This window comes from Candidatus Poribacteria bacterium, assembly GCA_021295715.1.
Lineage (GTDB): Bacteria > Poribacteria > WGA-4E > WGA-4E > WGA-3G > WGA-3G.
The window spans coordinates 5020-17941 of the sequence record JAGWBV010000091.1 but is presented as its reverse complement, the minus strand read 5'-3'; the positions used below and the strand labels follow the sequence as shown (position 1 = coordinate 17941).

Genomic DNA, 12922 nt, shown 5'->3' with positions numbered 1-12922 from the left:
TTATCCCCGTTTCAGTGGGAGGAAACCAGCACATTACCAAGCGGTAATGCTGAAACTGCTGGTTTCCAACTTGATACTTAAAGTATACCACATTTTTAGGTCAATATCAAATGTTTTTGATACAACAAACCCATACACCGTCTACATCCCCAAGCTAAAGCATGGGGTCTTGACGGAAGGAAAGATAAAAAGAGAGGCGCGATCCGCCTAATATAGGAAACTGCGCCTTAAAGATTGAATATCCTGCTGGAATAAACTGCTATAATTGCGTTTCAAGCAGGACGAGACTCGCCGGATCTAAATGGTGATAGTTCTCAATCTCGTAACGATTACCGTCGACATCTTTAATAAGCACCCGTCCATTCTCAAGACTGACGACATCATATCGGGTCCGCATGCCAAATGTTACAGGACCGCGATTCGTTTCCACGACCCACCGTGTAACACCGAACTCACCATCCAGCTCGTGGATTTTGGTTATCTTCGGCATAAAATACCGTTTCTGCAACTCCGACACAAGGATTTCCGCTGACGCGCGAGGCAACTGTTTGATGTCCTGAATGATACCGATTTCCTTGCCTTCGCTATCCAGCAGTGTGATATATTTGTTAGAGTCGGTGAGCGGAAAGGATCGGACGGCTTCGACGTTTGCGTGACTTGTGCCGTCTGGTAGCTCAATTGTGAGTTCTTCAAACGAATTACGCGCAATTTTGACGTTGGGGGCATCAAGGAATTGCACCTCATCGGTAATCGGGGTAGCTTCCTGCATTATGTAACTTCTCCTTCTTCTGCATCAAGGAAGAGGTATCTGGTGCGTGCTTTCAAGGCGCGCACCAGAACGGTAGGGTTACCTATAAGGCGCGAATCTTTGACAATTCTGTCTGCTTTTCGCACAATACCGCATAAGTTCCATCTTTGGCAAGAAGTTCTTCATGCGTTCCAATTTCATCAACTTTCCCGTCTTTCAGTACAACCAATCTATTCGCGTACTTGAGGGTAGAAAGTCGGTGTGCGATAGCGAATACCGTCCGACCACGGACAAGCCGTTCCAACGCTTCCTGAATATTCGATTCAGTTTCTGTGTCTACAGACGATGTCGCTTCATCCAAGATGAGAATTCTCGGATTTTTCAGGATCGCGCGAGCAATAGAAATCCGCTGTCGTTCACCGCCGGACACGCGAGCACCACGTTCACCCACCATTGTATCGTAACCATCCGAGAATTTGATGATGAACTCATGTGCGTTTGCGGCTTTTGCTGCGGCGATAATCTCATGCCGAGAAGCTCCCGGTTTCGAATAACCGATATTTTCAGCGATCGTCCCTTGGAACAGGAATGGATCTTGAAGTACTACACCTACCTGTTGCCGCAATGCTTTCAGTTTAATATCGCGGGTGTCGTGTCCATCAATCTCTATTGAACCTTCACTCGGATCGTAGAAGCGAGTAATCAGGTTAATAACCGTGCTTTTCCCGGCACCACTATGTCCGACCAGCCCAATCATCTCACCGGCTTTTGCCCGGAAACTGATACCGTTGATAGCGTTCTTTTCTGTGTCATAAGAGAAATAGACATCCTTGAATTCGACATCACCTTTGATATTTTCAAGCGCGATCGCATCTTCTTTCTCAGCGACACTGGGGGGAGTGTCCATGATTTCAAACACTCGATCAGCAGAGGTCGCGGCTCGGATGAACCGTTCATTCATCTGGCAGAGCGTGAAAACGGGTCTAATGAACTGTCCCATAAGTCCTTGGAACATTACAAGTTGGCCCAGACTTAACGAGCCCTCGAAAATCTGCGAACCGCCAACTATCCATATCAGGATAGAACCGGAGAAAATGATGAATTCCATGATCGGACGATAGAGTGTCCACAATTTCGCCGCATTCATTTCTCCATTGAATACCTGATATGTTTTTTCGTTGAATCGGTTTACCTCATAACGTTCGCGCGCAAAAGCCTTGACGACGCGGACTCCAGGAATCGTACTGGCTAATATCGTGCTAATATCGGCATACCGCTTCCATAGCACAGAAAACACCTTGCTCATTTTCTTTCCAAAAAAGATGGTAAAGAAAATAAGACAGGGCACCGGAATCAGCGTCCAAGCCGCCAGTTTCCAATTGGTGAGAAACATAATAATACAGATGCTGATGAGCGTAAACGAATCACCAATAAGGTCTTGCAGTCCGTTTGCAATGAAATCCCGAAGCCTTCCCACATCCTGTGTGATTCTCGACATCAGGTTCCCGGTATCGCGCTGATTGTAAAAATCTAACGAGAGCGAGTTAAGATGTTCATAAGTTTCGTTCCGGAGCCGGCGCGTGATATTTTGTCCGACCCACGCCATCATGTAGCCACGGACAGCCGAACCCCCCAAAGTGAAAACACGGAAACTCACCATTAGGAAGATAATAGTGAGAAGGTGTCCCCAACTGCCAGCCACTGGCAGTGTTAACCAGCCAGAAACCGCGTCAATGATGCCGCTCAGCCGTCCCCATGTTGGCGGTGAAATTGGTTCACCCGTTTCAGTTAACGCTGCCCCGTTTACAGCTGCGCCAGCCGGGACAAGAATGTTATCGACCATCTCCTGACTAAGGACAGTGGGTAGGAGCGAAACGAATCGGATGATCATCATCAAGGCAAGGGCAGGAACGGCGATGTGCCAGAAAGGATATGAATATCGAATAAGCCGGAAGATGAGTTTTCGCTTTTCAACGCAATTAACACAAACACCCGACCAGCGTGGCAACGGCTGTCCACATGTTTCACATTTGTTTTTATTTTTTCCCCAACCTTGCGGACGGTGCTGCTTCTCATGTTCTACATCCGGATTCGCTTCCTGAACCAATGTTTCTAATTCAGGCGTTGCTAACTCAAACTTCGGTGAGACCCGACGTGAGTAGCGTGCAACCTCCGTGGCATCCTCGGACGTTCTGATCTTGAGGATATTGTTACCATACATCTCAACGATTTCAACAGCCTCAACTGAGGTGAGTGGAATCTCACGAATTTGATGTTCCGGTGTACCGTTCTGGTTGAAAGCGATAAGCCGTCTATCGGTAGCAATTATCCAATCTTTGCCGTAATTGCCATCGAACCGCAAATCGGTTGAGACTGCGACTTTGATTTCTTCGCCGTTGGCAAGGAGTGCCTGTGTTCGTTCTTCCAACTCTTCAGGCACTTCTTCTATTGTTGTTAACTCTTCGTCAGCTTGTTGCTCGGGTGCAGAATTTCCATTAAAATGCTTTTTCCGTAGAAAATCCCGCCGCACGTCAGATGACTTCGGCATGATCCCTCGCATAAATTTAAAACCCCCACAGAATAATTAAAGGCGCGGTTTATCCGCCTATATTAAACAGTTAAGACACTTATTTAACGTAAAATACAGGAAAAGGGTTAAATTAAAATGCAAAAATTGCTGAAAAGTGTGGATATACGGGAAATTAGCAATTATAGTGCCCATAATCCCAATTCATCAGTCAATTTACGGATTCGGTGGGGATGTACAAATCAATACCTCCATAGACTCATCGCCCGTATTTTCGATGCCATGTTCACACCACGGAGGGAGATGAATGAACGTTCCCGCTTCAACAGGGATCTTTTCACCAGCGAGTGTCATCACGCCTTTCCCTTTTAGAATCACGTAGCATTCCTCGGTATGATGGCTTCCCGGTTCAAGAACGACGTGTGGTGGCACAAAAAACACGACTAAGCCCAAGTTTTGTGCAGGCGCGTTCGGATTGGCAGGATGCACGACTCGAACACCGATCCCATCACAGCCCGAATACTTGACAGGCACACCGTCTTGGACGGTGACAACATTCGCTTGTACCTGATGTGCTGGTTTCGGAATAGGAGGTTCCCCTTGATACCCTTTAAACATAGTAATCTTTGCCATTTTTTCTCCTTTATTTAAAGTAACCTACAGGCAGAAACTAAAAGTTTATGCTACAAAGTGGCAATTCTCGTTAATTTACCAGTCTCTCGTATAACCGGCGATCCAACCACCGTCTACTGCGAGGACAGTTCCATTAATATAACTCGCATCTGGTGAGACGAGGAAAAGCACTGCTGCTGCAATTTCAGTCGTTTGTCCGGGTCTTGCGAGCGGAATATGCGATAGCAGGCTCGCGGCGTTTTCCGTGTACGCGCCGTCATCTCCGTAAAAGAGTGCCTCCGTGCCACGCGTCAAGGTAGAACCGGGGGCAACAGCATTCACGAGTATCCCTTCGGGTCCAAGTTCCAACGCCATTGAACGCGTCAGATTCGCAACCCCTGCTTTCGCCGCAACGTAAGCACTCTGTAAACGGAGCGGTACCAGTCCAGCAATAGAACTGATGTTGACAATACGTCCCGTCGCGTTTTCGGAGCCAGACGTGCTGTGCGTATCCAAGATATATGGAATGACAGCGCGACTCGTCGCAAAAACACCTGTGAGGTCTATTTCCAAGATCCGATGCCAGTCCTCTAAGGTGTACTGATGAATCGGCACCCTATCACTTCGTGTGTTAATTCCGGCATTATTTATTAAAATTTCAATTTTACCGAAATGTGCTGCAATCCGAGCAGCGATATCCTCCATCTGCGCTGCGTCTGAGACGTTACCTTCCACAAACAGACAGTTCCCCCCGCTTTCTTTAACCTCCTCAACGGTTTTCATGCCTGCTTGCGTGTCAATGTCAACGATTGCCACCTGCGCGCCATTGTCAACCAACGCATCTACAGTAGAGCGGCCAATACCATTCGCGCCCCCCGTAACAATTGCTACTTTTCCCTCAAGTTCAACCTTCATGTCAGTTCTCCTTTTCTCCTTCAGTTTTCTGTAAGAGTCGACTCCGCTAACGGTGCAGATACCTATAGGCTTCTCGATTCCTGAAGTTTTCGGAAACCTGCAATACCATAAAACAGTAAGATAATCAGACCTGTACCACTACCAATTCCAATTGCTGAGGAGATACCGAGCGCGGCAGGAAGATAGCCACAGACTAAAGCGATGATTGCCACAGTGAGACTATATGGCAATTGTGTCCTCACGTGGTGAAGCGGGTCACAACTACTGGCGATGGAACTGAGAATTGTTGTATCTGAAAGTGGTGAGCAATGGTCCCCGAAGATGGCACCGTCTAACACTGCACCGAGACAGATGATTGTTGTGAGCCCGTAAGTTCCATTATCAAGCGAAAACGCCACTGGGATCGCGGTGGGAATCAGGATCGCCATCGTGCCCCAACTTGTCCCAGTCGCAAAAGAGGTAACCGATGCGCACACAAAGACGAAGATCGGAAACCAAAGTGGCGACACAATATCACTGAGCATGGTTGCGAGGAATTGACCCGTCATCAGTCTATCGCAACTCGCTTTTAACCCCCACGCCAATAGCAGAATACTCAACGGCGTTAGGCTCCCTTTCACACCGCTCCAAACAACCGGGACGATATCCGAGAATCGTAGTTTTGAGAGCCAGCGTGCACAAACAATTGAGACAATAAATGCACTCCCTGCCGCACCCGCCAGAATCTTGACGTTGTCTGCCTTTGAAAGCGCGTCTCGCCACGCAGTTAGTGAAAAAATAAAGCCTGTTCCCTCACCATCGATCCAAAAACCCGCCAAGAGCAATCCGAAAAGCGTTAAGAGCGGCAAAACTGCTGAAAAGGGTTGTGTGGCAGCATTTGGTAGACTCGTGAAAGATGTCGTGTGTCCAAGTGCTTTCGCATCGGGGGCGGCGATGTCTCCTGTCTCCCGGGCACGCCTTTCTGCTTTGTGCATCGCGCCGTAATCTCTGCCGCTGATTGCATTGACAATCACGAAAATAATCGTCAGGATGCAGTAGAACCGAAAGCCGAGAGCATCAAAGAACATGGAATACCCGTCACGTTCGAGACCAATTGTTGTGGCAATATCTTCAAAGAGACCCACTTCATAACCGATCCAAGTGCTGACGAACGCAAGACCGGCAATCGGTGCACTTGTAGAATCCACAAGAAACGCCAATTTTTCACGGCTAACGCGGTGATGATCGGTGAGTGGACGCATCGTGGGACCGACAAGCATGGCGTTGGAATAATCCCCAATGAAGATGACAATCCCCATCAACCCGGTGATAAATTGGGCTGAACGCGGTCCCTTTGCAAACTGAGAAAGCCACACAACAACACCACCAATCCCACCGGACGCTACCACAACGGAGATTGTCGCCATAATAAGGCACACAAACAGAACGACCCAGAAATTGAAGAGATCTATGCCATCGTTTCCGATGCTCACAGCACGCACAAACCAAACAACTTCCGTCAAAAAACCGATCGGGATGGCACCTTGTTGATACCACGAGAGCAGAATCCCCACACCTACTGCTATACTAAGACTTGGGAGCAGTCGCGTTGTCAGAATCGCTAATGTAACAGCAAGTAACGGCGGAATTATGCTGTACCACACAAGGGTTTCCGCATCGCTCACCTGTTCCGCTCGCCATCTAAGCGCAAGGCTAATGCCGAAAAATATTAAAAAGCCAATAGCATATTTCAATTTAGAATTCATGAAAGTCTCCGGCACACTCCCTGTCGGTTCGTAGGATTTACCATACCGCTGCTGATGTGCATAATAGCACTTTCGGGTGCAGTTAGCAAGCCAAAACTGCTCTGTCAAGATTGGAATAGGAGGCAAACCGCGTCGTTGTAAAAATCTTGACACTCACACTACATGTCAACTATAATTGCCAAAAATCGTTAGAAAGATAGGAACAAGTTGTGATAAACCAATCAATCCCGAAAGTTGCCGTTGTTGGCAGTCTGAACGTCGATCTGGTATGCCGCGCACCGCGGCGACCCGGCAAAGGCGAAACGCTCATCGGCGATGCTTTTGATATTTTTACAGGTGGAAAAGGATTTAATCAGGCAACTGCCGCTGCACGGTTAGGTGCCGAAGTCACACTGATTGGAAGTGTCGGTGCCGATCTTTTCGGAGATATGCTCCTCGCGGCAACGGAAAACGAACGCATTAATAACAGGTTTGTCACAAAACGTACAGATGTCGGGACAGGTGTGGCAACCATCGTTATTGAACCGGATGGAGACAATAGCATCATCGTCGTGCCGCGGGCAAATATGGCACTTACAACAACAGATATAGATGCCGCTGCCGACGACATCGCAAACGCCGATGTTCTACTTTTACAATTAGAAACACCGGTTGCAGCATCGGAGCACGCTGCACGGATCGCTAAGACACACGGGACGACTGTGATATTAAATCCCGCGCCTGCACAACCACTGCCGGGTAGCTTGTTAGCGTCCGTTGACATTCTTATCCCAAACCAATCCGAAACAGAGTTGTTGTCAGAGATGAAGATTGAAAATCACGAGGATGCGCACCAGGCAGCAGGGGTGTTACGCGCCCGCATGGTGGATGCGGCGAGCACTGCTGTTGTCTTAACGCTTGGAGAGCAAGGGGCATTGATGTTGACAGCCACCGAATCTGAACACGTTTCGGCGTTGGCTGTTGAGGCTGTAGATACAACAGGTGCAGGTGATGCGTTTTGTGGTGCCCTCGCGACTGCACTGGCAAGTGGCGAGATCTTACGCTCAGCAGTTGCGTTTGCAAATACGGCTGGAGCAGCGGCAGTGACTGTGGTTGGTGCGACACCTTCAATGCCTACGCGCGCAAAGATTGATCGATTAAAAGGAAAATCAGAAAAATGAAAAGAACTCTGCTAAATCTCATATTTATAATGCTCATCATAGGCATCGGATTCAATACGTCTTTTTTACAGGTTTCTTTCGCCGCGGAAAAGTGGGAATCGAACATGAGAAAAGACTTCACAAAGGCATTGCAAGAAAAGAAGAAACCCGCGGAGAAACATCGCGAACTTATCCTCAAATGGCAGAAACAGGGACATCTCTCCGCACTCCTCATGCTTTATACCGCAAGAGAGAACAACCAACAAGCACAGCAACCTTCCTCTCCGAAAAGCAAAGCAGCGTTCTATTACGGCTTGGGATACATACATGCCCTTCAAGCAACAGAAACCGGCGAAGCGTTGGACACTGCTATTGCTTATTTTCAGCACGCCGTTGAGATTGACCCAGATTTATTTTGGGCGCGCTTTAACCTCGGCGGTATCTATCAGGATCAGGGAAACCAAGATGATTTAGCACTTGCTGAATTTGAGGCGTGCATCCGTTTAAACCCCAACTACTATCCAGCTTACTATAGGATGGGTGAGATTCACTTAAAACAGCAGAATTACATAGAAGCACTCCAAGCCTTTGACGCAGCACGGAAGGTAAACAGAAAGTGGGAATACCCACAATACGGTATCGGTTTGGTTTATTTCGCTCAGGGTGAAATCGACCGTGCCCGTGAGACCTTCGAGAATATTACCCAAAAAAATAAAAGATTCGCACCTGCCTACTTCAAACTTGGACAGGTCCTTGCTACAGAGGGGTTCTTTGATGAGGCGTTAAAAGAATACGCGAAAGGATCGCAACATCAGGACTACTCAGCACAAGTCCTTTATGAACTGGCGGTTATCTTCGATGAAAAAGGTAACATAGACGGTGCCATTAACATATATCAACGCGTAATTGAGGTTGAACCGATGCATGCGAACGCACTTTTCGCACTCGGCGAGAACCTCTATGCCAGTGGCGATGCCGCGACAGCGGTGCAACATTACCGACAGGCATTGTCTCTCATTCCGAGCCTTAAGGACACCCTCTATGAACCGCTTGAACCTTACTTCGCAGGTTTGATAACGTCAGATGAAGCGATGCCGTTCCTTGAGAAAGCAATGGTAGTCCTTCCTGACGACCCGCGTTCCTATTTTTATGCGGGTACGCTTGAAGCCGATGTGGGCAACATTCAGAAAGCCATCGAATCTTACGAAAAGACTATTGAGATTATAGAAGCTGATCCAAGTCTTATGCAGGCGGAACTCCTCTTAGGTGATTTCAACGATGTTTACTTGAAACTCGGTGAACTTTATCACCAACACGGAGATGTAGAGACTGCTGTCGTTTATTTTAAACGCGCATTGGCATTAAATCCAGAATTAGCGAACAGATTTATCGCGCAAGGGCAAAGTGCTTTTGAGGCAGCGGACTATCAAGAGGCTATTGAATCTTTGAATACACACCTCCTGTTGTTTCCGGAAGATGTTGGTGCTGTCTATTTACTGGGACAGAGTTACGAGGCTCACGGCGACACAGACAACGCTCTCATCTTTTATAAACGCACCTTAACCTTAAATTCACAGCAACCGGATGTGCTTTTCAAGATGGTTCACATTTACCGAAACCGAGAGGCACATCAGCAGGCAATCGACACTTTACAGAAGATTATCAAGATTGCCCCGGATATGATCGAGGCACACTATTTAATGGCACTCTCTTACCTCGCGCTGGAACAGCCCGACGCTGCACTGCCCGCGTTTCTCGCAACTGTTCGGCTCAATCCTGATGATGTCTCGGCACATTATCACGCGGCAGTTCTGTTTGAACAAAAAGGCAACATAGACAACGCCATCGGACATTACGAGAAAACGATTGGACTTGATACGGCGTCGATTGAAAGCCCTTTTTTCGAAGTAACAGAAGTTACACCCTTTTTCCAACTCGGTGCTATCTATCGTGAACGCAATGATGAAGATAATATCATTCGAGTCTATCCACCGGCGTTAGAAATTGAACCTAATCATCCAGAACTCCACCATCTTCTTGCTGTTATCTTCGAGAAACGCGACGAACGTGAGAGTGCGATTCGGTACTTCGGACTGGCGAATCAATACAATCCTGAGAAGTTTGACTGGCACTATAGTTATGCGCGTATCCTGGACCGACATGCCGAAACGCTCGGAGATGACTATCATAAACATGCCGAAATGGCTGTCAAGGAATATACCAGAACGATTGCGTTGAATTCAGACTATGTAGATGCGTATTTCCACCGCGGGATGATCACGCTCCGCTACAGACGGATTGGCAAAACGTTGTATCGCTATAGCCAGATTATAGAGGATTTCAAACAAGTGACTGAAGTGCAACCCAAAAACCGCGAGGCGAACTACCAACTCGGGGTCATGTATCTGGAAATCGATCGGCACCGACTCGCTAAAGAGGTTTTTGAAAATATGCTCTCCCACGCGCCAGAATACAGAGGTATCCACTCGCATCTCGGTCAGATTTCAGAATGGGAGCAGGCGTGGAAACAGGCAATTCAACATTATGAGGCGGAGGCTGCGCTTATTCAACAACCTGTCGAAGCAGACGACGAGATTGCCATCAAAACATATCAACGCCTCGGTGATCTTTACTACGCACATGCTTTGGATTACAACGCTGCGAAAGAGACGCTGGAAAAGGCACTCGCTTTGGACGATACACATGTGCCGACGCTACTCAACTATGCCAATAACCTTTTTAGTATGGACTTACTCGGCGCAGCAACAGAGCAGTTTGAACGGGTGATACAACTGGAATCGGGTAACTTGACGGCGAATTACAACCTCGCGTTAATGTATGAATACAGAGAGAAGCGCGAAGAGGCGAGAACACAATGGCAGCGTTTTCTTGAACTCGATCCACCCGAACAATGGCGGATTGAAGCGGAGAGACATCTGAGTCAGTAGTTTCCTCGGATTTTTTAAACACGGTTAAGTGTAGTAACAAACCAACAGGGAGGTATGTGAGTTTTATAGAATGTCAATGAACCAACTTTGCGATTTCCCACTTGGTGCGAAGGTAAAAAATCTGCGGTCAACGCTTCAGATAACGCTTATAGGCTGCCAAATTGAGCACTATTCACAGGTTGCTTCTACCAACGATATCGCCCTTGCTCGCGGCAAGACGGGTGCAGCAGAAGGAACGCTCATTATTGCAGAGCACCAGACCGCTGGGCGCGGCAGGTATGGTAGGAACTGGGAGGCACCGTCGGGAAAATGTCTCCTCGTGTCCGTCGTTTTTAAACATCGACTCCTTCGCGATCAGGTTACACTCCCGAATCTCATCGGTGCGATGGCAATAGCAGCAGCAATCCGCACAACGCATGGGCTTGACGCTCGTATTAAAATGCCTAATGATGTCCGGATCGGAAAGAAAAAGGTTGCGGGTGTCTTAACAGAACTCGCCTATGATCAAGAACATCAACCTTTTTTTGTTTTGGGTTTCGGTGTGAATGTCAATAACGCATTGGAGGATTTTCCGTCCGAACTGCGTGGAACCGCGACCTCTGTGCGTATGGCACATGCGCTCTCGGAGAATCGAAACTTTGAAATCTGCCGTGCCTCGCTATTATGCGATATTCTCTGCCAATTGGAAAAGCGTTACCTGCAACTGAAGGCGGGTGAGACGAATTTAATCATGAACCAATTTGAGGTTTTACGGGAAGATGAAAGTCGTCATTAGTGCTTGTCTCCTTGGCATCCGCTGCCGATATGACGGCGGGGACAGCCGAAACGAAACAGCGATAAAACAACGGAAGACGTATGAACTTATCCCTGTCTGTCCTGAGGAATCAGGTGGGTTGCCAACACCACGTCCGCCTGCAGAGATTGTCGGCGGTGATGGCAGTGATGTTCTCGATGGCAAGGCAAAGGTTATGACTGCTGAAGGTATGGACGTAACGGAAGCCTATTTGAAAGGTGCTCACCACGCTTTGCAGGTTGCACAATCAAACGAAGCGACACATGTAGTTCTGAAAGCGAGGAGTCCATCTTGTGGCTGTGGCGACATCTACGATGGCACTTTTTCAGGGACTCTCATGCCCGGGGACGGTGTAACCACTGCCCTCCTGAAACGACACGGTATTACCGTTACTTCCTTGTAATTCCCGAGGACAATATTTACAGAAGAGCCATCAGGGGGACCACTGACAGCCGACTACCGGCTGCTCCCGCGGGCATTTCCCTGGAGTCTCCTACACTACAGGCATATCACTAAATAGTGGCTATCCCTGCCCGCAAAATGTTTAGCGCAGCGTTGATGTCTCTGTCGTGGTGTGAACCACAATCGGGACACCTCCACTGCCTATCGTTCAAAGTTAGCGTTTCGTTATGAAACCCACAATCGCTACACGGTTTCGTGGTCGCAGTCCACTGACCAACCTGTTTTAAAAGACGCTTATGTTTACGACACTTATACTTCAATATCTCAACAAACTCGGAGAAGGCGAGGTCAGAAACTTTACGTCCCCACAAGCGTTTCATACCCTCAAGGTTCAATGTTTCAATGGCGATGGTATCAAACTTCTTACACAGTTCAGAGGCGAGTTGCCAATGAAAGTCTTTGCGTTGGTTGCTGATTTTCCGATACAGACGTGTGATTACTCTCACACACCGCCACCAACTGTTAGAACCTTTAACTTTACGCGAAAGGCTTTTGTTGAGGGTTCGCAGTTTCTTTAAGGACTGTTTCAAAGGGTGCGGGTGTTGTTTTTTCTCACCCGTGCTGAGGGTCAAGTATGCGTCTTTCATGCCGAAGTCTGCCCCAACGCTTTTACCTGTTGTCGGCAGCGGTCTAAAATCCGTGTAGGTTGTGATTAGGCAGAGCCAATAGTCTCCGCAATTGTCTCGCTTGAGTGTGATACGACTGATACTTCCATGCCACTGGCGGTGCTTATGGAAAGTATATGGTACTTTATCAAATCGCCACTTACCCTTCTCCCACTTACGGAAGGTGAGCGTGATACGATTATTTTTCAGAGACCACCCCGCTTCTCCTGGAAAGGTGATAGACTTGAACTTGTGTCTCTTTTTGATGTTCGGTCTACCCCCGAGTTTCTTGAAAAACCGATCATATGCCAAATGGATACGTTGCAACTCTTGTTGAATTGCTTGGCTTGGCAAAGCATTCCAATGCGGGTGCGTCGTCTTTTTGAAATCACTCAAGTGCGCGCACATTGCCTCATAACCGGCATACG

At 47.9% G+C, this 12922-nt stretch carries 10 protein-coding genes; 4 read left to right on the top strand and 6 right to left on the bottom strand.

Annotation, left to right across the window (positions count from 1 at the left end; translation table 11 throughout):
- Nucleotides 1-259: 259 nt before the first annotated feature.
- The 5 genes from J4G07_18770 to J4G07_18750 all read right to left on the bottom strand — a co-directional run bounded on the left by J4G07_18770 (nucleotide 260) and on the right by J4G07_18750 (nucleotide 6700).
- Nucleotides 260-769 carry a DUF1854 domain-containing protein gene (locus J4G07_18770; protein ID MCE2416031.1) on the bottom strand — a complete coding sequence of 170 codons (510 nt, stop codon included), beginning with the start codon at nucleotides 767-769 and terminating at the stop codon, nucleotides 260-262.
- Between the two features lie 82 nt (nucleotides 770-851).
- The gene (locus J4G07_18765) at nucleotides 852-3296 is read right to left on the bottom strand and encodes an ABC transporter ATP-binding protein (GenBank protein ID MCE2416030.1); all 2445 of its coding nucleotides are present in this window, start codon (nucleotides 3294-3296) and stop codon (nucleotides 852-854) included.
- A 195-nt stretch (nucleotides 3297-3491) separates the two neighbouring features.
- On the bottom strand, nucleotides 3492-3908 hold the full coding sequence (locus J4G07_18760) for a cupin domain-containing protein (GenBank protein ID MCE2416029.1): 417 nt from the start codon (nucleotides 3906-3908) through the stop codon (nucleotides 3492-3494).
- Nucleotides 3909-3983: 75 nt separating this feature from the next.
- Entirely contained in the window at nucleotides 3984-4802 is an 819-nt protein-coding gene (locus tag J4G07_18755; protein ID MCE2416028.1) for a glucose 1-dehydrogenase, read from the bottom strand.
- Between the two features lie 62 nt (nucleotides 4803-4864).
- Complete coding sequence (locus tag J4G07_18750; protein MCE2416027.1) at nucleotides 4865-6700, bottom strand: Na+/H+ antiporter NhaC family protein; 1836 nt, start codon at nucleotides 6698-6700, stop codon at nucleotides 4865-4867.
- 59 nt (nucleotides 6701-6759) lie between these two features.
- On the opposite strand from J4G07_18750, the gene rbsK reads away from it, so the two are divergent.
- The 4 genes from rbsK (at nucleotide 6760) to J4G07_18730 (ending at nucleotide 11830) form a co-directional block, all read left to right on the top strand.
- Nucleotides 6760-7707 carry a ribokinase gene (gene rbsK, locus J4G07_18745; GenBank protein MCE2416026.1) on the top strand — a complete coding sequence of 316 codons (948 nt, stop codon included), beginning with the start codon at nucleotides 6760-6762 and terminating at the stop codon, nucleotides 7705-7707.
- Nucleotides 7704-10634: a tetratricopeptide repeat protein gene (locus tag J4G07_18740; protein ID MCE2416025.1), complete on the top strand. Its 2931-nt coding sequence runs from the start codon at nucleotides 7704-7706 to the stop codon at nucleotides 10632-10634. Before rbsK ends, J4G07_18740 begins: the two co-directional genes overlap by 4 nt.
- Nucleotides 10635-10704: 70 nt before the next feature.
- A complete protein-coding gene (locus J4G07_18735) occupies nucleotides 10705-11409 on the top strand; it encodes a biotin--[acetyl-CoA-carboxylase] ligase (protein ID MCE2416024.1) in 705 nt (234 codons plus the stop codon).
- A complete protein-coding gene (locus J4G07_18730; protein MCE2416023.1) occupies nucleotides 11393-11830 on the top strand; it encodes a DUF523 domain-containing protein in 438 nt (145 codons plus the stop codon). The genes J4G07_18735 and J4G07_18730 overlap by 17 nt, the downstream gene beginning before the upstream one ends.
- Nucleotides 11831-11939: 109 nt before the next feature.
- On the opposite strand, the gene J4G07_18725 is transcribed toward J4G07_18730, so the two are convergent.
- A partial coding sequence (locus J4G07_18725; protein ID MCE2416022.1) for a transposase occupies nucleotides 11940-12922 on the bottom strand: 983 nt, incomplete at its 5' end.

Coding starts and splice junctions, on each gene's coding strand:
- J4G07_18755 (MCE2416028.1), bottom strand. CDS start 4,802: ATGAAGGTTGAACTTGAGGGAAAAGTAGCAATTGTTACGGGGGGCGCG.
- J4G07_18760 (MCE2416029.1), bottom strand. CDS start 3,908: ATGGCAAAGATTACTATGTTTAAAGGGTATCAAGGGGAACCTCCTATT.
- J4G07_18770 (MCE2416031.1), bottom strand. CDS start 769: ATGCAGGAAGCTACCCCGATTACCGATGAGGTGCAATTCCTTGATGCC.
- J4G07_18765 (MCE2416030.1), bottom strand. CDS start 3,296: ATGCCGAAGTCATCTGACGTGCGGCGGGATTTTCTACGGAAAAAGCAT.
- J4G07_18735 (MCE2416024.1), top strand. CDS start 10,705: ATGTCAATGAACCAACTTTGCGATTTCCCACTTGGTGCGAAGGTAAAA.
- J4G07_18730 (MCE2416023.1), top strand. CDS start 11,393: ATGAAAGTCGTCATTAGTGCTTGTCTCCTTGGCATCCGCTGCCGATAT.
- J4G07_18740 (MCE2416025.1), top strand. CDS start 7,704: ATGAAAAGAACTCTGCTAAATCTCATATTTATAATGCTCATCATAGGC.